The 20,444-nt window shown below is 29.8% G+C and carries 22 protein-coding genes; 8 read left to right on the top strand and 14 right to left on the bottom strand.

Features of this window, described 5'->3' with window-relative positions; genetic code table 11:
* Position 1 precedes the first annotated feature (1 nt).
* Positions 2-562, top strand: coding sequence for a hypothetical protein (locus tag AEBR_RS05890; RefSeq protein WP_129087338.1), 561 nt, complete (start codon positions 2-4; stop codon positions 560-562).
* A 128-nt stretch (positions 563-690) separates the two neighbouring features.
* Here the strand turns inward: AEBR_RS05890 and speB are convergent, their stop codons facing one another.
* Together speB and AEBR_RS05880 are read right to left on the bottom strand one after the other, a co-directional pair.
* Positions 691-1,542, bottom strand: coding sequence for an agmatinase (gene speB, locus AEBR_RS05885; RefSeq protein ID WP_129087337.1), 852 nt, complete (start codon positions 1,540-1,542; stop codon positions 691-693).
* The gene (locus AEBR_RS05880; RefSeq protein WP_128980931.1) at positions 1,542-2,648 is read right to left on the bottom strand and encodes an FtsW/RodA/SpoVE family cell cycle protein; all 1,107 of its coding nucleotides are present in this window, start codon (positions 2,646-2,648) and stop codon (positions 1,542-1,544) included. The genes speB and AEBR_RS05880 overlap by 1 nt, the downstream gene beginning before the upstream one ends.
* A gap of 19 nt (positions 2,649-2,667) precedes the next feature.
* On the opposite strand from AEBR_RS05880, the gene AEBR_RS05875 reads away from it, so the two are divergent.
* The 7 genes from AEBR_RS05875 (at position 2,668) to AEBR_RS05845 (ending at position 10,733) form a co-directional block, all read left to right on the top strand.
* Positions 2,668-3,654: an RluA family pseudouridine synthase gene (locus AEBR_RS05875; RefSeq protein WP_129087347.1), complete on the top strand. Its 987-nt coding sequence runs from the start codon at positions 2,668-2,670 to the stop codon at positions 3,652-3,654.
* On the top strand, positions 3,602-4,879 hold the full coding sequence (locus AEBR_RS05870; protein WP_228712179.1) for a fibronectin type III domain-containing protein: 1,278 nt from the start codon (positions 3,602-3,604) through the stop codon (positions 4,877-4,879). Before AEBR_RS05875 ends, AEBR_RS05870 begins: the two co-directional genes overlap by 53 nt.
* Before the next feature lie 4 nt (positions 4,880-4,883).
* On the top strand, positions 4,884-6,080 hold the full coding sequence (trmB, locus tag AEBR_RS05865; protein ID WP_129087336.1) for a tRNA (guanosine(46)-N7)-methyltransferase TrmB: 1,197 nt from the start codon (positions 4,884-4,886) through the stop codon (positions 6,078-6,080).
* Positions 6,077-6,739, top strand: a complete 663-nt coding sequence (locus tag AEBR_RS05860; RefSeq protein WP_128980925.1) for a cell division ATP-binding protein FtsE — start codon at positions 6,077-6,079, stop codon at positions 6,737-6,739. Before trmB ends, AEBR_RS05860 begins: the two co-directional genes overlap by 4 nt.
* Positions 6,726-7,544 (top strand): cell division protein FtsX, encoded by an 819-nt coding sequence (locus AEBR_RS05855; RefSeq protein ID WP_128980923.1) that lies wholly within the window; start codon positions 6,726-6,728, stop codon positions 7,542-7,544. Before AEBR_RS05860 ends, AEBR_RS05855 begins: the two co-directional genes overlap by 14 nt.
* The gene (locus AEBR_RS05850; RefSeq protein WP_129087335.1) at positions 7,537-8,832 is read left to right on the top strand and encodes a murein hydrolase activator EnvC family protein; all 1,296 of its coding nucleotides are present in this window, start codon (positions 7,537-7,539) and stop codon (positions 8,830-8,832) included. The genes AEBR_RS05855 and AEBR_RS05850 overlap by 8 nt, the downstream gene beginning before the upstream one ends.
* Positions 8,833-8,894: 62 nt before the next feature.
* A complete protein-coding gene (locus AEBR_RS05845; protein ID WP_129087334.1) occupies positions 8,895-10,733 on the top strand; it encodes a GGDEF domain-containing protein in 1,839 nt (612 codons plus the stop codon).
* A 68-nt stretch (positions 10,734-10,801) separates the two neighbouring features.
* Here the strand turns inward: AEBR_RS05845 and AEBR_RS05840 are convergent, their stop codons facing one another.
* The 12 genes from AEBR_RS05840 to hypA all read right to left on the bottom strand — a co-directional run bounded on the left by AEBR_RS05840 (position 10,802) and on the right by hypA (position 20,362).
* The gene (locus tag AEBR_RS05840) at positions 10,802-11,989 is read right to left on the bottom strand and encodes a tetrahydrodipicolinate N-succinyltransferase N-terminal domain-containing protein (RefSeq protein WP_129087333.1); all 1,188 of its coding nucleotides are present in this window, start codon (positions 11,987-11,989) and stop codon (positions 10,802-10,804) included.
* Positions 11,990-12,058: 69 nt separating this feature from the next.
* Positions 12,059-13,906, bottom strand: coding sequence for a primosomal protein N' (locus tag AEBR_RS05835; protein WP_129087332.1), 1,848 nt, complete (start codon positions 13,904-13,906; stop codon positions 12,059-12,061).
* On the bottom strand, positions 13,903-14,334 hold the full coding sequence (locus tag AEBR_RS05830; protein WP_129087331.1) for a hypothetical protein: 432 nt from the start codon (positions 14,332-14,334) through the stop codon (positions 13,903-13,905). The genes AEBR_RS05835 and AEBR_RS05830 overlap by 4 nt, the downstream gene beginning before the upstream one ends.
* Positions 14,335-14,337: 3 nt before the next feature.
* A complete protein-coding gene (locus AEBR_RS05825; protein WP_128980910.1) occupies positions 14,338-14,547 on the bottom strand; it encodes a hypothetical protein in 210 nt (69 codons plus the stop codon).
* Positions 14,537-14,740: a cell division protein ZapB gene (locus tag AEBR_RS05820; RefSeq protein WP_129087330.1), complete on the bottom strand. Its 204-nt coding sequence runs from the start codon at positions 14,738-14,740 to the stop codon at positions 14,537-14,539. Before AEBR_RS05820 ends, AEBR_RS05825 begins: the two co-directional genes overlap by 11 nt.
* Positions 14,741-14,791: 51 nt before the next feature.
* On the bottom strand, positions 14,792-15,196 hold the full coding sequence (locus tag AEBR_RS05815) for a TerB family tellurite resistance protein (RefSeq protein WP_128980906.1): 405 nt from the start codon (positions 15,194-15,196) through the stop codon (positions 14,792-14,794).
* A gap of 86 nt (positions 15,197-15,282) precedes the next feature.
* On the bottom strand, positions 15,283-15,978 hold the full coding sequence (locus AEBR_RS05810; protein WP_128980904.1) for an ABC transporter ATP-binding protein: 696 nt from the start codon (positions 15,976-15,978) through the stop codon (positions 15,283-15,285).
* A complete protein-coding gene (locus tag AEBR_RS05805; RefSeq protein WP_129087329.1) occupies positions 15,971-16,738 on the bottom strand; it encodes an ABC transporter ATP-binding protein in 768 nt (255 codons plus the stop codon). Before AEBR_RS05805 ends, AEBR_RS05810 begins: the two co-directional genes overlap by 8 nt.
* Positions 16,735-17,775 carry a branched-chain amino acid ABC transporter permease gene (locus AEBR_RS05800; protein ID WP_129087328.1) on the bottom strand — a complete coding sequence of 347 codons (1,041 nt, stop codon included), beginning with the start codon at positions 17,773-17,775 and terminating at the stop codon, positions 16,735-16,737. Before AEBR_RS05800 ends, AEBR_RS05805 begins: the two co-directional genes overlap by 4 nt.
* A 2-nt stretch (positions 17,776-17,777) precedes the next feature.
* The gene (locus AEBR_RS05795) at positions 17,778-18,674 is read right to left on the bottom strand and encodes a branched-chain amino acid ABC transporter permease (protein ID WP_129087327.1); all 897 of its coding nucleotides are present in this window, start codon (positions 18,672-18,674) and stop codon (positions 17,778-17,780) included.
* Between the two features lie 110 nt (positions 18,675-18,784).
* On the bottom strand, positions 18,785-19,900 hold the full coding sequence (locus AEBR_RS05790) for an ABC transporter substrate-binding protein (RefSeq protein WP_129087326.1): 1,116 nt from the start codon (positions 19,898-19,900) through the stop codon (positions 18,785-18,787).
* 120 nt (positions 19,901-20,020) lie between these two features.
* Positions 20,021-20,362, bottom strand: a complete 342-nt coding sequence (hypA, locus tag AEBR_RS05785) for a hydrogenase/urease nickel incorporation protein HypA (RefSeq protein ID WP_128980894.1) — start codon at positions 20,360-20,362, stop codon at positions 20,021-20,023.
* Between the last annotated feature and the right edge of the window lie 82 nt (positions 20,363-20,444).

The raw sequence follows: 20,444 nt of genomic DNA, 5'->3' as shown, positions 1-20,444 counted from the left end.
ATTGGAACTTGTAAAAAACCTTGGTACTAATGGTCTGTATGATTTATTAAAATATATGTTTAGTAGTTTGCTTGGGATTCCTTTTATTATAAACAACAGAAAAGCAAAAAAGAGAATTCGAGAACTTGAAAAAGGGAATGAAGATTTGCATCATAGGCTTGAAAATGCTTTAATGGCAGCTCATATGCCCGTTAAAAAACAGGGTTATTCCATTGCAATGTCAATGGGAAATAAATTGTTAATTGAATTCAATGATGAGACATTAAAATATTTAGAAACAGAAGAAGAAGCAGAAAATTATGAAGTTGTTGATGTTGCAGTAAGTCGTTTTAATGCTCGAACAGGCTCTGGTCGCTTTATTACATCTATTGATTCGACATCGTACAGTTTTGAGTTGGAACGCGAGTTAACGGATCGTGAGAAGATGCTAATGGCTGATAATTTAGCAGAAGTCACAAGAGGAAATTTCAAACCATTAAAAGCTGTCGTAAAACAAATATTTTCCCGAGATGGAAAACTTAAGCGATATAAATTAGACAGTATTAGCGATGTCAGTATATGACAAATATAACAAACCAAAGGAGACCAATCAAAAACCCGCGAGCGGCTTTTTGATTGCTCATTTTAAACGTTATCGGCTCGCCTACGGCGACCCGATAACGGCAGTACTGAGCGAGTTCTTGTCATCCCCTACTTAATAGTAGCTAAAACCAACTCTCTCAAAGTTTTACAAGCAACAGCAGTTGAAACCCCACTAGCATCATATTTAGGACTAAGCTCCACAATATCCAACCCTACTACATTTTCAAGTCTTCCCAAAAAGCTAATAATCTCTAACATATGATGAAAATTTATTCCTCCTGGTTCAGGTGTTCCAGTTCCAGGGAAAACTGAAGGATCAAATACATCCAAATCTATTGTTATATAAACAGGTTTATCTTTTAATCTTCTTACACATGACTCTAAAGTATTATAAGTAAATTTTTCTAAATGAGTATGTTTTTTTGCCCATTCAAACTCCTCTTTCAGTCCACTTCTAATACAAAATTGATTTACTTTACCATCGCCTAATTGGTCATATATTCTTCTAATTACTGTTGCGTGACTTAAAGCTTCACCTAAATAATCTTCCCTTAAATCTGTGTGGGCATCAAAATGAATAACATTTAAATCTTCATATTTTTTACTTAATGCTTTTACAGGAGCTAGTGAAACTAAATGTTCTCCACCAATCATAATTGGTATTTTTCCTGCATCAATAATACTTTGAGTCATCTCTTGTATCATTCTAAGAGCATTTTTTTTATCCCCAAAAGGAAGTTCTAAATTCCCATAATCAAAAAGTTTTAAATCGTTTAAATCTTTATCTAAATAGGGACTATAACTCTCTATTGCCCAAGAGTCTTCTCTCATTGCATTTGGAGCAAATCGTGCGCCTGGTTTAAATGATGTTGTCCCATCAAAAGGGGCACCAAATAAAACTGCCTTTGACTCCTCAAATTCATTTTCAAAACCAATAAAACAGGTTAATTGCGCTTCCACTATAGTCTCCTTTCAAAATTATACATATCCATAAACCTAAAGGCTAACAGATTTTCTAAAATTGCGAATAATACAATAAAATTAATAAAAGAACTTCCTCCATAGGAAAATAGTGGCAGAGGCAGACCTACAACGGGGGCGTAGCCTATAACCATTAAAATATTTACGCTCATATTAAAGAAGATCAATAGTCCTAAACCGGAGGCAAAACTACGGATTACATAATCATCATAAAAATAGTAGTTCAAGGAGAGTAGATGCAAAATCAAAAGGGCATATACAATTATCAATCCAAAAGCACCTAAAAACCCATATCTTTCAACAAAAAAAGCAAAAATAAAATCACTTGTAGCAATTGGCAAAAATTTCAACTGGGTTTGTGTTGCATCTTCTGCCTCTTTTCCAACTAAACCTCCATTACCAATTGCAATAATTGATTGCTGCACTTGATAACTAGGCTTTTCTGAAAGGAAATCTTTAATTCTTTTTTTCTGATAATCTTTAATTAAGTAGGTGTAAATAAAAGGAGAAGCAAGACCAATTATAAGAATAATTGTTGCCCAAATTTTCCAGTTAACTCCAATAATAAATAAAATTCCATATCCAACTAAAAGTAGAACCAACGCTGTTCCTAAATCTGGCTCTTTAGCTATTAAAAGGAAAGGAAGTAAAATATAAAAAGAGAAATAGATAAAATCTTTTAGTTTATAACCGCCATCATCTGGCTGTCTATTTTGGATTAAATATCCAATCATAATAATAAAAATAGGTTTAAATAATTCACTTGGCTGAATTGTCATGCTCATAAAAGGGAGACTAAGCCATCTTTTTGCTCCAAGTTTGGTAACACCCCAAAACTCAACTGCAAGAAGTAAAAATATTCCAATCCAATATAAAAAAGGGATTAGCCTAATATTTCTTCTTATTGGCAAAATAAAAACAAAAAGAAAAACAGCAATTGAGAGAGAATAATATATCAATTGTTTATTGGCCAATGTTGTATTGGTTTCACTAATTAGATTATATGAAAGTAATACCAGAGGTAGTATGAATATAATCATTAAATAATCAAAATGAGATATAATTCGTTTATCTATTAAATGCATAATGAAAGAGTATCCAAATATGTATAAAAATTTTATTGTTTTAGAAGAGAATCGACTAGATAAATTTTTGACTATAAATATTGAAGCTTCTAGAAACCAAATTGAACAGTTAATCAAAAAAGAGTTTGTAAAAGTTGATGGCAAAATTATCACCAAAGGTGGTACAAAATTAAAAGTTAATCAAAACATTGAAGTTGAACTTCCAGAAGCAACTTTTGATAATGTTAAAGATGAAAAGTTTTTAAAAGAGTCTCTCAAAGATAAAGAGGTTGAATCCATTTATGAAGATGAACATATTTTAGTAATAAATAAACCTTATAACCTAACAGTACACGATGCTCCAAGTGTAAAAGATGCCACCTTAGTTGATTGGTTAAAACTAAAAAATATCTCTTTATCTACAATTAGTGGAGAAGAGAGACATGGCATTGTTCACAGACTTGACAAAGGCACAAGTGGAGTGATGGTTGTAGCTAAAACCAATGAAGCCCATATAAATCTATCAAAACAACTAGAAGATAAAAGTATGGGAAGATATTATCTTGCAATAATTGATTTACCTCTAAAAGAGGATACAATTATTGAAAAACCAATAGGAAGAAATCCAAATAATAGACTTAAAATGGCTATTATAGAAAATGCCAGAGCAGCAAAATCAGCATTTAGTAAAATAGCTTTATCTAAAAATGAAAAAAATGAGTTAATTGCTTGTAAACTTTTCACAGGAAGAACCCATCAAATCAGAGTACACCTAAGTTCGATAAATAGGCATATATTAGGGGATAATTTATATGGATTTAAGGGCGAATTAAATAAAATAAATAGATTTTTTTTGCATGCATATATTCTATATTTAATTCATCCAATTACGAATAAAAAAATGAGTTTTAGAGCAAAGCTTAGTGAAGATATGCATCAATACCTTACAGAAAATTTTTATATGGAGAGTATAGATGACAAAATTGATGAAAATAACATTACTAACAACTTCAGTTTTACTAATTAGTGGATGTAGCCTAAAAAACGTTAATGAACCCCAAAAACCAAAAATAGATGAAACCTTAGAAGTGGTTGATTCGTCATCAATTAGATCCATTCCTGATGTAAATGCAATAGCTTTTGAGTGGAGAAAAGTTGATGATCCAAGAGTTGTAGGATATCACTTTTATAGAGCAAATCTACAAAAAGATGGCGCAAAATTAAGACAGATTGATACAATAGAGAATAGATATACAACACACTATGTTGATGAAAATCTAGAACCAAATACAAAATATGTTTATAAAATTTCAGCAGCAACAAAAACAGATGTTGAATCAAAAACAACAGATGATTATGTGGTTTCAACACTTCCACTTATGGAAGGAGTTACTTTTATCCAAGCAATTTCTAATCTTCCAAGACAGATAAAAATTATTTGGAGACCACATCCAAATGAAAGAGTTGAGTCTTATAGAATTGAAAGAACCTCTCCTAGAACAAGTGAATGGGAAAATTTAAAAACTGTTAATGGTAGACTTCAAGCTGAGTTTATTGATATGGATTTAGATGATAATGTTATCTACCAATATAGAGTTACAGCTATAACTTATGATGGTTTAGAATCAATGCCAAGTGAGATTGTTCAAGCGCAAACAAAACCACTTCCTGAAGGTGTAAGTGCTGTAAATGCAACAAATGATTTACCAAGAAAAATTGCTATTAATTGGCAAGCTTCAAATGCAAGTGATGTTATAAAATATAATATCTACAGAAGTAGCAATGCAACAAGTGGTTTTGATCTACTTCATTCAGTAAACGTAAGCACTTTAGAGTACGAAGATTTTATAAATGAAGATGGAAAAGTATATTTTTATAAAATAAGAGCTGTTGATAAAGATGGTTTAGAAAGTAGTGAACATGTTAATTCTGTAATGGGAAGTACTTTAAATAAATTAAATAAACCTATTCTTACTTTAGCTCAAATTCAAGGTCAAAAAGCAATCTTAAACTGGCAAGCTGGTGATAATAGAGCTGTTTCATATACTATTTACAAAACAATAAAAGAGGGATTTTTCAAAACTAAAACTGTTAAATTCCAAAATATTCAAGCCCTAAGATTTGAAGACAAAGATATTGTAAGAGGTGTTGAGTATAGCTATGCTGTTCAAGCTGTTGACCAATATGGAATTGTTTCAGAAATTACAAGCAAAACAGAACTTGTACTACCTAAATTAAAAGAGATGAACTAAATATATGCCACATGTAGTTTTTGACAAGTCTAATAGAGATTTAACTACACCATCAAGTTGTGATGGTGTAGATTTTAATTTTATTGCAAAATCATATAACTTCACTCAAAAAAAAAGAAAAAGTGAATATAAAATTGCAGTAAAAAAAGATGAAAAAGAGTTCTTTTTAACTCTTAAACCAAAAGATGAAAAGTATCTTTTAAAAGCAGATAAAATAACTAGAGTTACTCCTGTAGATATTGTAAAAGATGCAATTAACAGTTATGCCAAGCACGTTGAAGCTAATATTGTTTTTACAAATACACAAAGTTTTAATCAAAAAATAAAACCTGATCAAAAGTATCTTAAAAATATAGATTTTTTTGTAAATGATTTTAAAACAGACAAAGAGATTCAAATTGAGATTGGATTTGGAAGTGGAAGACATCTTCTTCATCAAGCAAAAAACAATCCAAATGTTCAGTTTATAGGACTTGAAATACATACTCCCTCTATTGAACAACTATTAAAACAAGTCAATATCCAAAATATTGAGAATATTTTAGTAGTAAACTATGATGCAAGACTCTTTATGGAGTTTATCCAATCAAATAAAGTTGGAAAGATTTTTGTTCATTTTCCTGTACCTTGGGATAAAAAACCCCATAGAAGAATCTACTCTAATGCTTTTGTAAATGAGGCTTTAAGAGTATTAAAAATTGGTGGGACTTTAGAACTTAGAACTGATAGTAGAAAATATTTTGATTTTTGTACTAATCTTCTTACAAATCTTCCAAAGGGAAAAATATCAATTGATATAAATAGAGACTTGGCAATCTCAAGTAAATATGAAGATAGATGGAAGAAACAAGGAAAAGCTATTTATGATGTTCTTCTTTATGCAGAACAAGAAGATAAAGATATTGATTTAAACTATGATTTTACCTTTAATGAAAAAATAGAGTTTGATGAGATAATAAAAACCATCTCAACAAAAGCTGTAGTTGATGAAGACTTTTTTATTCATATTGAAGATATTTTTACAATAGAAGAGATGCCAAATTCTGGTCTTATTCAAGTAACTTTTGGAAGTTTTGATAGACCAGTTAACAAATATATTTTAGTTGAAAGTAGAGATGCTAAATATTTCCAAGACTCACCTCTTCCAACAAGTGCAAATATAAAAGCTCATAATAAACTAAAAGAGATGCTAACAAAATGATAGAAGCTAAAAATATCTATCTCTCTTATGATGAAAATAAATACATTATAAAAAAAGGAAATTTTTTTATAAAAGAGAGAGAGTTTATATTTATTGGTGGAACAAGCGGTAGCGGTAAATCTACCCTACTAAAGTCATTTTATGGAGATATTACCTTAAAACATGGAAGTTTAAATATTGCAGGGCAAGAGCTATTTGGAATTAAAAGTAAACCTCTAAGAAGAGTAAGAAAAGATATTGGTATTATTTTCCAAGATTATAAACTAATAAACGAGTGGACAATTGAAGAGAATATTATGATTCCTCTTAAAATAAACGGCTACTCAAATGATGTTTCAAAAGAGCAAGCGATAAAACTATTAACTCACGTAAAACTTAGCCATAGACAAGGGTATTATCCAAATGAGTTAAGTGGAGGAGAACAACAAAGGGTTGCAGTAGCACGTGCATTAGCACACAATCCCAAAATAATCATTGCAGATGAACCAACAGGAAATCTTGATGATTATTCAGCTGAAGTTGTATGGAACTTATTAAAAGGGGCAAATGAACAACTAGGTATTACTGTTGTAGTTGTAACCCATAGGGTTCCAAAAAACTTTGGTATTAGATTTAGACAACTATCAATAGAAGATGGAATAATATATGAAGTTTCTTAAAAATAGTTTCGCCTTTATTGTTCCATTAACTGCAATGTTAATCTCTTTTATCATATATATTTTTTCTGCAAATATATTAGAAAACTATAAAAAAACTATTGCAAATGATTACTCTATTGTAATAATAACAAATACTCCACTAATAAAAGAGAAGATAACAAAACTGGCAAATATAAAAGTTGATAAGATTATTACTTTGAAAAACGAGAATATTATTAGTAACCTAAGTTCAAGTCTTTCAGATACTTCACTTCAACTTTTAAGAGAGAAACTTCCAAATTTTTATAAAATCAAACTTGAAGTTTTCCCAACAACAAGTGAACTTGAAGTGATAAAAAATCAACTTTATGAGAATAAAAATATAAGAAAAGTTGAGATTTTTTCAAAAAACCACAATAGTATCTATCTTCTTTTGCTCTTACTTAGTCAAATAAGTATGATACTTTTTACTATTATCACTATTTTTGCAATTATTATGATTTCAAAACAGATTAGAATTTGGTTCTATGAACACCATGAAAAGATAACAATATTAAAACTTCATGGGGCTTCAATATTATATAGTTCTTCTACAATACTAAGATATGCAATCTTTAGTGCTCTTATCTCTTTTGTTATTGTTTCTTCAATTTTTACTTATTTAGTAAATGATATTGGCGCAATTTTACCTAATGATTTAATTAATATTGTAACTGTAACTTTGGATTTAAATGAATCCTTACTTCAAATATTTATACTCTCATTTGGTATCTCTATATTAACAATAATAGGTGTACTTTTTAAGTACAAAATAAAATATGACTAGATTTTTTTATATATTTATCATTCTTATCACTTTCCTAGATGCCTCTTCTAAAAATATAGATAAAAAGATTGAAGAGAATCAAGAGATTTTAAAAGAGAGTCAAAATAATCAATATAAAGCAGATTTACAGATAAAAATCCTTGCTTCTGAGATATCAAAACAAAATGGAGAATTAACCCAACTTGAAAAAGATATCTCAGTTGTAAATGATGATATAAAAAACCATGAATCTAAACTAGATGAAGCAAAAAAGAGTCTTAGTGCTTTACAAGAAGATTCAAAATCAATTATGCAGAAAAAAGAGGAGAATGAGCAACAAATCATTAAAGTAATTATTGATGATTTCTCCTCTTCAATTGCTTTAAAACTAGCAGGAGAAAGTACTCTTCAAGAGTTAATTGATTCAGAAATCTACTCTTTATTATCTCAAAACTCAAAAGATGAGATATTAAAACTAAATAACAATTATGAACTTTTGACCCAAAATAAAAAAGAGAATCAAAAAAAAATCAATGAAATCTCTGCATATATTGAAAAAAGAAAAGAGAGAAAAGATCAACTAAGCTTGCTTAAAAAGAAGTATTCAAGATCTTTGGTGCTTCTTGATAAAAGACACAAAGATTACCAAGCAGAACTTAAAAAGAGTGTTCAAAAACAAGAGTCTTTAAAAGATCTTTTAGGGAAACTTAATATTCTTAAAAAAGAGGAACTAGAAAAAGAGAAAAGAATAAGCAGAGAAAAAGCACAACGTCTTGCACAACTTAAAAAAAGAAATGTCAAAGATAAAAAAGAGAAAGATTATAGTGTAAATGATGTAAGAAATGAGAGATATGCCAATGATATTGATGTAGATGTAAGAATGATTGGTTCATCTACTTCAGGAATTGAGATAACAAAATATAGTGGTAGAAAAACTATTGCACCTTTAGACTCTTTTACAGTTGTTAAAAAGTTTGGAAAATATTTTGATCCTGTTTATAAAATTGAACTCTTTAATGAATCTATTGTTTTAAAAACAGAAAAACCAGAAGCAAAAGTAAAATCTATCTTTAATGGAAAAATAGTTTATGCAAAAAAAGATGCGGGAATGCTTGAAAATGTTGTTATTATTGCCCACAAAGATGGTCTTCATACAATCTATTCACATTTAGATCAGATTTCACCATCACTAAAAGTTGGAAGATGGGTAAAAAAAGGGTATGTGGTTGGAAGAGTAAATGATACTCTAACTTTTCAAGCAACAAAAAATGAAAAACATGTAAATCCTCAGGATCTATTTAAAATATAAGTTAAAATTAATAAATTAAGAGTTTTTTATATAGAATTATCTGTTTTTTTAAAAGGTTATTAATGAGTCGTAATATAGTTATCAATTCTGTTTTAATAGTTATTGCCTTGGCAATCTCTATTACGGCATTAAGTCTTTATAATTTAAGAAATGCAGGAATTAAATCTGCAATTCATAATGCAATAACAATCTCAGAGACTGTAAAAAGTGGTCTAACTTCATATATGGTAAATAATAATATGCACCAAGTAGATACTTTTATACAATCAATCTCAAATATGAAAAATGTGGATAAACTATGGATTTCAAGAAGTGATATAGTAAATAAACAGTTTGGACATACAAGAGATAGAGCAAAAGATAAAATAGATGAAGATGTTTTAGAAACAGGGAAAATGTATTATGAGCTTGAAGAGTCATTGGCTAGAACAATTGTAAGGGTTACAATTCCTTATAATGCTGTTGCAGAAAAAGGTATAGATTGTCTAAAATGTCACAATGTAGCTCAAGGAACAACATTGGGAACTATATCATTAGTTCTTGATATTAGTACTCTAAAAGAGATTGGAATTGAGTCAATTTATGTTGTATCACTTTTTCTTTTGGTAACAATTATTTTCTTTTTACTTTATAACAAAAAATATATAATGCCATATTTTAGACTTTATGAAATCTTTAAAATAAATATTTCAAAAGCAACAAATGGTAGTTTTGAAAAAATTGCTGCTCCTAAAGGTTTATCAACAGATATAATTAGCCTAACAGATGAGTACAATAATCTACTTCAAATTTTTAAAGATACAACATCTGATATTGATAAAAAGCTTCAAGTTTATACAGGATATAAAACTTCAACAATGATAAGAAATCCTTTAAAAGAGTCTAGAGAGATTGTTGATAACCTTTCAAATCTTTATCAATTCAAAAAACAAATAGAGTTAGATAGTACAATTGATGAGATTTATAATAGACTAAAACAGATACTAATAAATAGATTTCATCTTAAAAACTTTACTTTTGTAGAGATTGATAATAAGAAAAATAAGACAAGAAAAGTTGTTGAAAAGGGTAACTCACTTTATTGTGAAAAAGTTATAAAAACTACTCCTGAATTTTGCAGATGTGCAAGAATAAAAAATGATGTAGTTTCTATTAAATACCATAACAGCTGTCAATATTATGATAGTGACAAATATTACTACTGTATTAATCTTGATATCTCTAAAGATGTAACTTTGATTATCCATATCACTTGCGATACTATTGAAGAGTTAAACCATTTAAAAGAGAGAGTTACTTTTATAAAGAGTTATTTAAGTGAATCTGCTCCTGTTTTGGAAGTTAAACTTCTAATGAATGCTCTTAAAGAATCAGCATTTAAAGATGGTTTAACAGGATTATATAATAGAAAATTCCTAGATGAACACTCTAAAAAACTTATTCCTCAAATAAGAAGAGAGAATTTAGATATTGGTGTCTTAATGTTAGATATGGACCATTTTAAAGCTGTAAATGATGAGTATGGACATGATATTGGAGACAAAGTTTTAAAAGAGTTAGCAGTGATTTTAGAGGATACAGTAAGAGAATCAGATATTGTAGTTAGATATGGTGGAGAAGAGTTTATTGTTTTACTTGTAAATATTAAATCTGAGGAGAATGCTCTAAGTGTTGCAAATAAAATAGCACAAAGAGTAAGAGAGAATGAGATTAGTGTTTACGCAGGTAATAAACTTAAAAAGACTATAAGTATTGGATTATCTATGTTTCCTAAAGACTCAAGTAGTTTTGATACTATTATTAAAAATGCAGATATGGCTCTATATGAAGCTAAAAATAATGGAAGAGATAAGGTAGTGAGATTTAGAGAAGAGCATGTAACAAGTGTAGAACTCTTCTAAAAAATAAGAGCATAAAAAAAGGGGATAAGTTAAATCTTATCCCCTTTTTTATTTATTATCAAAAGTTTTTAGTGTAAATCAGCGTTTAATTTGATTTCTCTAGTACTTCTCATAGCAATAGTTTGACCATTTGTAGAGTTAACTCTAAAATGAACTCCATTTATATCTTGGAAATCAGAACCTTTCATAACTGTAGTTATCTCTTTCCCAGGATTTATCTCTTTAAGTGCTGCAACTGCTTTTTCAGATAGTGAGATTTTAGTACCAGGTAAAATTGTTACACCAGCATCTAAAATACATCCATCTCCAATTGTTGTACCTGTACAAGAGTTTGCACCAAGAAGTGTATTTTCACCAATAGTAACAGGAACACCGTCAGTTCCAGATAGAACTCCAAGAATTGAAGCTCCTCCTCCAACATCTGAACCTGCTCCAACTTTAGCTGAAGATGAAATTCTTCCTTCAACCATAACTGCACCCTCTGTTCCTGCATTAAAGTTAACATAAGCAGCACCAGGCATAACAGTTGTACCAGCAGCTAATTGTGCACCAAATCTAACTTTACTTGTCTCTAAGATTCTTGTGTTATCAGCTGGAATTATATGAGATAAGAATCTTGGGAATTTATCTACCATTGTAATTTCTGGATATTTACCAGTTAGTTTTAATGTAATCTCATTTTCCCTTAACCATTCAAGCTCAATAGGTTGATTCCCAACCCAAGCACAGTTTGGAAGTGTTCCAAAAATACCATTTAGATTTAATGATCTAAGAGCAGCTTTTCCAGATGATAGTGCATAAAGTTTCATATATGCTGTCTCAACTGACTCAACAGCAGCATCTTCAAAAATAAACACTATTTTATAATCATCTGCTGTAAATCCAGAATCAATTGGAAGTGAAGCTAGTTTTGAAACTACCTGAACATTTTTATGTTCTTGTCCTTTTGCTTCAGGAATATATGGTCTAAAAGTCTCAATACAAGAAGTTAAGAATTTATCACTTATACTACATACAAACTCAGATTTTGAAGTATCAACTTCAACTTCTGCCTCTTTTAATGCATTTAAAAATACAGCAGCTGATCCAAAGTTCTCTTTCCAGTTTACTACAGGATATGTAGCTTGTAAGATTTTATCTTTGTTTAATTGTCCTCTGTCAACTCTTGCAATACCAAACCCTAAAGGCTCTTTGTACCAAGGTTGCGATTGAATATTTTCAATTTTAGCTTTAAAATCGTCTTTAGTAAATGCCATAACTTTTCCTTATAAAATTTTGTGGATTATACATAAATTTGTCATAAAAGATGATAAAGCAGATATTTACTAGAAGTTTGTATCCATATCAATTGTTACCATGGTTGACTTAATTGAGTGTAATACTTTTAAAAGCTCTTTTATATTTGAAGAACGAATAATTATCTCATATCTATATTTGTTTGCAAGTTTAAAAATAGGACTTTGACCAAAACCAACAACCTCAATATTGCCATTTTGTTTTAGAAGTTTTACATATCTATCAAGTTCATCTTTTACTTTTAAGCCATTTGCATGGGCAAAAATAATCTTTGCCATTTTTAGATAAGGGGGATATAAACCTTCCCTAAACTCCAACTCGCTCTTTAAAAACTCCTCATAATCACTGTTATTAATATAATAATCAAAGAACTCTTCATTTTGAGTCTGAACTATCACTTCCCCTTCACCTTTTCTTCCACTTCTTCCTGCTATTTGAATTAGTAAAGACAAAGCTCTCTCTCTTGATTTGTAAGAGTTCATATTAAGTACTGAATCGATTCCCAAAACAACTGCAAGTTTTACATTGTGATAATCATGACCTTTAGAGAGCATTTGAGTTCCAACTAAAATATCAATTTTATTGCTATTAAACTCGTTTAAAACACTTTTTAATTTATTATCTGTTTTTATCTCATCCCTATCAAATCTTTTAACAATTTTTTGAGGGAAAAGCTCTTTTAATCTCTCTTCAACCTCTGCTGTTCCAACTCTTAAGTTATGAATTATTCCATTCCCACAAGATGGACAAGAATCAGGTATTTTTTGAGTATATCCACAATAGTGACACTTCAAAGCCAAATCATTTTTATGCAAACTCATAGAAACAGAACAATAAGGACACTCAACAGATTTTCCACAACTTGTACAGATTTGATATTTAAAATTTGCCCTAGTAGGTAAAAAAACAATTACTTGATTTCCTCTACTTAATGTTGTAGAGATTTTTTCAATTATAGCTACAGATAATTCCTGTGAAGAGTTATCAAAATATACTCTTTTACTTGTATCAAAATAGGTCTTTTTTAATCTAATAAAAGGTAGTTTATGAAAAGAGCCTATAGAAGCAGTGGCACTTCCTAGAATGAGATTTAAGTTATATTTTTTTGCAATATAAATAGATAAGTCTTTTGCATTATATCTTGGTTTACTATCACTTTTATATGATTCATCATGCTCTTCATCCACAACAATTAGTTGAAGATTTTTAAAGGGTAAAAATAGAGCTGATCTAGCTCCTGCAACCACTTTTATATTTCCAGTGTAAATACCTTCTAAAACCTGCTCTTTTCGCTTTTTACTAACTTTTGAATGCCAAATGGCAACGCTGTTTCCAAAAACTTTTTCAAGTCTATTTTCCATTTGGGGAGTTAGTGATATCTCTGGCATAAGTAAAATTGCATTCGCTTTTTCATTTAAAACTTTTTCAATAGCTTTTATATATATCTCTGTTTTTCCACTTCCAGTATTTGCAAAAAGTAAAAACTGCTTTTTTTGTAAATAGAACTCAAAAGCTTTCTCTTGTTCATTTGATAAAACTATTTTTGAATCAAAGAGTTGTTGTTCTTCATTTATCTTTATCTCTTTGTTAAAAGGAGTGTATAAAGAGATTGCTTCACCAAAAGAACAAACATAATATTGAGAGATAAAAGTAGCTATTTCTAACATCTCTGTGCTATAAAAAAAAGAAGTTATTTCACCAATATCACTACACTTAAAAGTTGGCTCTTCAACTTTTTTTACCACAACAGCTTCAATTAGATTTTTTCTATTTCGTAAAGAGATTAAAACTTTTGTCCCATTTTCAATTTCATCTAGACTTTGATAAGTTAAATTTTCTTGGGGAGATTTTAAAATTGCTACTTCATAATAATTCATTCATACTTCTCACATAACTCTTTATCACTTAGACATTTAAAAACACCATTTCTATAAGAATAATCCAAAAAACCTTCTTGTGAGAAATAGATTCTATATCTATTTTTAGATATCTTTATCCATCTTCCTATCTCTTTTTTTGATAGGTTTGTAGACAAAAGGGGAAAGTCTAAAATATTAGAAAAAAGTTTTGAGTTTTGAGCTTGAACACTCTCTTCATCTAAGTTAAAAGTTATATCTTCTCCTAGAAGTCTATTTTTAGTTATTTTTTTTAAAATTCCATTTCTAATAAGTGCAAGTTCTGATTTTATTTGAGAACTATTTGCAAAGTTAAGAGACTTTTTTGCCTTTGGTATAAAATAGGCAATTAAAATTGAAATAATTACTATGACCAAAATAGTTTCTAAAAGAGAAAACGTTTTCTTCATAGATTATAGTTTTGGGATTTTTTCAGAAATCTCTTCTAATTCATTTTTAAATGACGCAAATTCCTGAGCTATTCTTATATAAGCAGCAAGTAAATCTCTGGTATCCATACTCTTATTTACATCTAAAAATTTAGTTAATTCGTGAGAAAGAGTTTCATCCACAACAATTGTATATGCCATATTATTTATATGAAAAGTTAGTTTATTTTCCAATATGTTTAGCCTCAACAAAAGTTAAAGTACTATCAATTCTAAGTAGCATATCTTGATTGTTTCTCTCTAATTCATCATTCTTATTTTTTAAAATATCTAAGTCTTGACGCAAGTTTTCATTCTCTTTTTTCAAGAGTTCATATTCATATATTAACTTATCAATTTTTGTATTTAATTTATTAATGATTTCCATGAACAATATTTTATCTAAATAAACCTAGAAAAATTGTTTAACCAAAAAACACTATACTTGATTTATAAAAAGTTTACCTTGAGAATAGAGTGCGGCAACGCCTTTTCCCCATTGTGAACAAAACTCCAAACTATCTGGTTCTAACTTAAAAGTATCATTTATTTTAGAGATTAACGCTCTCTCTTTTAAATCAAATCTATCATCGGCATGAATTAGTATCATAAGTTCTAAAATTACAATTTTTTTGCTTTTTATTGATTTAAAATCTTTTAATGTATCTTCTAAAGAAAACTCATTAATATCAAAATCATTATCGTTGTCTATACCCATTTCTGCACAATATTCCAAAATAATCTCTTGCTCTTTTTCACCATAATCATTATCTATTCGAGCCAAATAGTGTGCAAGTTGCAAGAAAGAGAATTTCTCTTTCGCTTCAAGTTTCATTAAAAGCATTTCATTCCTATAAATTTTCTATGATTTATTATTCTAATATAAAAAAGTTAATCGTTTATAAATGTAAGTATACAATATTTAAGTGGTTATCCACCTAAATATTTTTTTCTGATTTCATCAGAACTAATTAAGTTTGAAGCCTTATCTTCTAGTGCTATTTTCCCATTTTCCATTACATAAGCATAATCAGAGATCTCTAATGCAGCAAAGGCATTTTGCTCTACTAAAAGAATAGTAATACCATTCTCTTTAAGTCTTGTAATAATCTCAAAAAGCTCTCCAACTATTTTAGGAGCAAGCCCTAATGAAGGTTCATCAAGCATTAATAGTTTTGGATTACACATTAAAGCTCTTGCTATTGCAAGCATCTGTTGTTCCCCTCCACTCATTGTTCCGCCAAGTTGCCCTTTTTTATCAATTAGCCTAGGGAAAAGTTTAAACATTCTCTCTTGATACTCTTCATAAATATCATCATTATTAAAAGCACCCATTCTAAGATTCTCTTCAATTGTCAAATTTTGAAAAACTCTTCTTCCTTCAGGAACTAAAGAGATCCCCTCTTTTACAATTTTATGGGTTTTATGGTTTGAAATATCAACATCATTAAAAAGTATTTCACCTTTTTTCTTTACATCATTTACAATTGATTGTAGTGTTGAAGTTTTCCCTGCTCCATTTGAACCAATTAAAGATACGATTTGTCCTGCTTTTACATTAAAATCTACACCTCGAACAGCTTTGATAATTCCATAAAATACTTCTAAATTTTTTACCTTAAGCATGTTTGAAATCTCCTAAATAAGCTTTTATTACCTCTTCATCTTTAATTGCATCTTTAATATCACCCTCAAATATAGTTTTACCATAATCTAAAACCATTACCCTATCACAAAGTTTATTTACAAACTTCATATCGTGTTCAATTAATAAAATTGTTACATCAAATTCATCTCTTATTTTGAAAAAAAGATTTGCCAGTTCATCTGTTTCATGGGGATTCATACCAGCAGCTGGTTCATCTAAAAGCAGAAGTTGAGGAGAAGCAGCAAGAGCTCTTGCTATTTCAACTTTTCGCTGACTCCCATATGAAAGTGAAGTTGCTTTTTCATCTGCATATTCAGAGATTCCCAAAACTTCCATAATTTCATAGGCTCTTTTTTTAATTCTTCTCTCCTCTTTAAAAAATCTAGGAAGCCTAAAAATCGTCTCAAAATAGCTATACTCAGCTTGATAATCAAACCCTATTAGAATATTCTCTAATACACTCATAGAACTAAATAGTCTAATATTTTGGAAAGTTCTTGCAATTCCTCTATGAACAATTTTATATGGTTTTATACCATCAATTCTTTGTCCATGAAATTTAATCATCCCTTCTGTTGGTTCATAATTACCAGTAATAATGTTAAACATGGTTGTTTTACCAGCACCATTAGGACCAATTAAACCATATATCTCTTTTGAATTGACATGAAAAGAGGTATCTTTTATTGCTGTAACTCCACCAAAATTTTTTGTTATATTACATACCTCTAAAATCATTTATTCACCTTTTTCTTTTTAAATAGGTCTTTTAACTCTTTTTTACCCATTAACCCTTCCCTTGCAAAAAGCATTACAATAATTAGAATTAAAGAGAATACAACCATTCTCATTCCTGGAGTTCCTTCTGTTTGGAAACCAAAAATATTCATTGGTTCATCTAAGAATCTCATCCACTCTAAACCTGCCATAACAAAGATAGTTCCTAAAATTGCGCCTGTTGTACTTCCTAGACCACCTAAAACTATAATAATTAGAAGTTGGAAAGTTAAGAAGAAAGTAAATAGATCTGGTGAAATAGAAGTTAAAAGTGCAGCTAATAATCCTCCACCAATTCCTTCAAAAAAAGCTGAAGTTGTAAAAGCCAAAGTTTTGATTTTAAAAGTATTTACACCCATTGCAATAGCAGCATCTTCATCATCTCTAACTGCTTTCATGGCTCTTCCATATTTTGAGTAGATAATATTTAAGATGGCTAATACAGCAAAAATGGCAAAACCACCTGTCCAATACAGGTTTGAATACTCTGGAATATCATTAATTCCCAAAGAACCATTTGTAATAGAAGGTGAGTTAATAGCTAAAATTCTAATAATAAATCCAAATCCAAGAGTAACAATTGCAAGATAATCTCCCCTTACTCTAAATACAGGAAAAGATAAAGATAGAGCTAAAAGAGCAGAAAAAGCTCCAGCAATAAGAAGTGCCCAAAAGAAATCTGTTTGAAGGGCAAGTATCCACTGTGCAGGCTCTTCTATATCATATTGATAAAGCATACCCTCCGCATCAACTGTTAAAATAGCTGTAACATAAGCTCCAATTGCAACAAACCCATTTGGCTCTAGTGAAAACTGCCCAGTTACACCATTAATCAAATTATATGAAACTGCTAAGATAATAAAAATTGCAACATTGTTTATAACTCTAACTGTATACTCATCAAAGAAATTTTGGGCAAACCATGTAAACCAAATTGCAAGAACTATAATAAATAAATTTATTAGTCTATGTTTTGTAAATATTTGATTCTCTACCATGATTAAAACCTACTCTTTTCTAAATCTTCACCCATAATACCTGTTGGTTTAAAAAGTAATACTAAAATCAAAAATACAAATGCAAAGGCATCTTTGTATCCACCAAGTTCTGGGAAAAATGCAATTACAACTACTTCTGTAAATCCAATAATAAATCCTCCAATAACAGCTCCTGTTACTGAACCAATTCCACCAACAACAGCTGCAGCAAAAGCTTTAAGACCAACTAAAACTCCCATCATAGGTTCAACAGAAGGATAATTTATTGCCCAAAAAAGTCCACCAACAGCAGCTAAGGCTGAACCCAATGCAAATACAATTGAGATAATTAAGTTTGCATCTATTCCCATTAAATTTACTGTTTTAATATCAAAAGACAAAGCTCTAATAGCCATACCATATTTAGTTTTATATAAAACATAAAGAATACCAAGAAGTAAAACTAAAGTAACAAGAGGAACAGTTATTGATGATACTGAAAAAGTGATATTTGCAACATTTATTACATTTTCCATGTATGAAGGAACTGGAAAAGCTCTAGGAACTCCACCTGCAAATACTGTAAAAGCGTTTTCTAGAAAGAATGAAATACCAATTGCCGTTATAAGAAGGGAAATTTTTGGTGCTTCTCTTAATGGTTTATAAGCAATTTTATCCATAAAGATTCCAAGCAGTGATGAAACTACAACTGCTAATAATATACTCAAGGTAAAAGGTAATTGAAAAACCTCCATAAAAGTGTAACCTAAAAAGGCTCCAACCATCATAATATCCCCATGGGCAAAATTTATAAGCCTTAAAACTCCATAAACCATTGTATATCCAATTGCTATTAAGGCATACATTGATCCTAGGGAGAAACCATTAACCATCTGTTGAAAAAACGTTAATACATCCATCTATACTCCAAAAATATTTATAATAAAAAAAACAAACCATTTTATCTTTTTTATGACAAAAAAAAAGTCTAGCAATAAATATTGCTAGACTTCAACACAAAAAACTGTAATTACGGGTTAACAGTTGCTTTATAAACCATTTTTCCGTCTTTAACCTCTTTGATAACGGCAGATCTTGTAGAGTTACCCTCTTTATCAATTGAGATCATACCTGAAACACCATCAAAGTTTTTAGTCTCTTTGATTTTTTGGTTAATACAAACTGAATCAGTTGGATCTTCACATCTATTCATAGCATCAATTAAGATATTATAAGTATCTGCTCCAAGAGCTGTAAAAGAATTAACCTCTTTTTTACCTGTTTCTTTTTCATGGAATGCAACAAAATCAGCTGAAGTTTTTGATGGAGGATTTGTATAGTCAAAGAAGTCAGTAAACATATAACCTTCAACTGCATCACCACCTAAATCAATAAATGTTTGGTTTGCAACACCATCTCCACTAAACATTGGTTTGTTTACTCCAAGTTGTTTAGATTGTCTAGCAATCATAGATGCTTCTGGGTGATATAAAGGTAAGAACATAAAATCTGGATTTAGTTGTTTAATTTGAGAAACAACAGCTTTAAAATCTTTGTCCCCTGATGTTACTTTAATTTTTTCTAAGATTTTTCCACCTTTAGCTTTAAATGCATGTTCAAAAGCTTTTGCAAGTCCAAGTGAGTAAACTTGAGCTTGGTCAACTACAACAACTGCTGTTTTATAACCTTGAGAAATTGCATAGTTTGCAACAACTTCACCTTGGAATGAGTCAGTAAAACAAACTCTATTTGCATACTCTCTTTTTGCAGTTAATTTATCATTTGTAGCAACTGATGCAATAACTGGGACTTTTTTCTTTTCAGCAATAGCAATTGTTTGAGCTGTATTTGTAGAAGTTAGTGCTCCTAAAATAGCAACAACATTATCAGAAGAGATAAGTCTAGTTGTAGCTGTTGCAGTTTCAACTTTATCACCTTTGTTATCAGCTAATACAATCTTAATTGTATCACCATTTTTAAGTGTTGGTTGAAGCTTATTTGCCAACTCTAAACCTAAATAACATACTTGACCATATTGCGCTATAGGTCCAGACATTGGCATAACTGCCCCAACTTTAATCTCTTTTGCAAATGTGATACCGCAAGTTAAAGTTGAAGCAACAGCTAAACTAATTATTTTTTTCATATGCACTCCTTGTAAATTTTATCCAAAGATATTAGCATAAAGTTTCAAAAAGTTTTTATAAATGTTGTATAAATTATAGATAAATTATAAAAATAAACTTAAAGTAAGGCTTTTAAGTGGTTACTCCATTTCTAGACTCATTAGAAACATCTCCTCCCCATCAATCACTTTTAAGTGGGTTGATTCACACTTTGGACAAGCGAACTCATGTTTCTCTAATGTAGACTCTTCCCCACAGGAATGGCAATGGACAACTATTTTTTGATGATTTATTATAAACTCTGCATTTTCACAAACTGTTTTTTCTTTGAAGGTATCAAAAGCTGTTTGAAGTAAATTTGGTTCAACTCCAGATAAAACTCCAATTTTTACTACCACTTTGGTAACCTTTGTTGAGTCATTATTTTTTGCATGCTCCTCACAACTATCTAGAAGTGATTGAACGATACTGTATTCATGCATCTATATGTCCTTTTAAAATGTCCCATTTTAAAAGGGACCTTATTCTTCTCTTTCTCTAAAGGGTTTAACGAGTTAAACCTTT

The organism is Halarcobacter ebronensis (assembly GCF_013201825.1).
Taxonomy (GTDB): Bacteria; Campylobacterota; Campylobacteria; order Campylobacterales; family Arcobacteraceae; genus Halarcobacter; species Halarcobacter ebronensis.
Note: the sequence above shows the minus strand (reverse complement) of the source record. Positions and strands in the feature narration are given on the sequence as shown.

Coding starts and splice junctions, on each gene's coding strand:
- AEBR_RS05880 (WP_128980931.1), bottom strand. CDS start 2,648: ATGCATTTAATAGATAAACGAATTATATCTCATTTTGATTATTTAATG.
- AEBR_RS05875 (WP_129087347.1), top strand. CDS start 2,668: ATGTATAAAAATTTTATTGTTTTAGAAGAGAATCGACTAGATAAATTT.
- AEBR_RS05870 (WP_228712179.1), top strand. CDS start 3,602: ATGACAAAATTGATGAAAATAACATTACTAACAACTTCAGTTTTACTA.
- trmB (WP_129087336.1), top strand. CDS start 4,884: ATGCCACATGTAGTTTTTGACAAGTCTAATAGAGATTTAACTACACCA.
- AEBR_RS05860 (WP_128980925.1), top strand. CDS start 6,077: ATGATAGAAGCTAAAAATATCTATCTCTCTTATGATGAAAATAAATAC.
- AEBR_RS05855 (WP_128980923.1), top strand. CDS start 6,726: ATGAAGTTTCTTAAAAATAGTTTCGCCTTTATTGTTCCATTAACTGCA.
- AEBR_RS05850 (WP_129087335.1), top strand. CDS start 7,537: ATGACTAGATTTTTTTATATATTTATCATTCTTATCACTTTCCTAGAT.
- AEBR_RS05845 (WP_129087334.1), top strand. CDS start 8,895: ATGAGTCGTAATATAGTTATCAATTCTGTTTTAATAGTTATTGCCTTG.
- AEBR_RS05840 (WP_129087333.1), bottom strand. CDS start 11,989: ATGGCATTTACTAAAGACGATTTTAAAGCTAAAATTGAAAATATTCAA.
- AEBR_RS05835 (WP_129087332.1), bottom strand. CDS start 13,906: ATGAATTATTATGAAGTAGCAATTTTAAAATCTCCCCAAGAAAATTTA.
- AEBR_RS05830 (WP_129087331.1), bottom strand. CDS start 14,334: ATGAAGAAAACGTTTTCTCTTTTAGAAACTATTTTGGTCATAGTAATT.
- AEBR_RS05820 (WP_129087330.1), bottom strand. CDS start 14,740: ATGGAAATCATTAATAAATTAAATACAAAAATTGATAAGTTAATATAT.
- AEBR_RS05815 (WP_128980906.1), bottom strand. CDS start 15,196: ATGCTTTTAATGAAACTTGAAGCGAAAGAGAAATTCTCTTTCTTGCAA.
- AEBR_RS05810 (WP_128980904.1), bottom strand. CDS start 15,978: ATGCTTAAGGTAAAAAATTTAGAAGTATTTTATGGAATTATCAAAGCT.
- AEBR_RS05805 (WP_129087329.1), bottom strand. CDS start 16,738: ATGATTTTAGAGGTATGTAATATAACAAAAAATTTTGGTGGAGTTACA.
- AEBR_RS05800 (WP_129087328.1), bottom strand. CDS start 17,775: ATGGTAGAGAATCAAATATTTACAAAACATAGACTAATAAATTTATTT.
- AEBR_RS05795 (WP_129087327.1), bottom strand. CDS start 18,674: ATGGATGTATTAACGTTTTTTCAACAGATGGTTAATGGTTTCTCCCTA.
- AEBR_RS05790 (WP_129087326.1), bottom strand. CDS start 19,900: ATGAAAAAAATAATTAGTTTAGCTGTTGCTTCAACTTTAACTTGCGGT.
- hypA (WP_128980894.1), bottom strand. CDS start 20,362: ATGCATGAATACAGTATCGTTCAATCACTTCTAGATAGTTGTGAGGAG.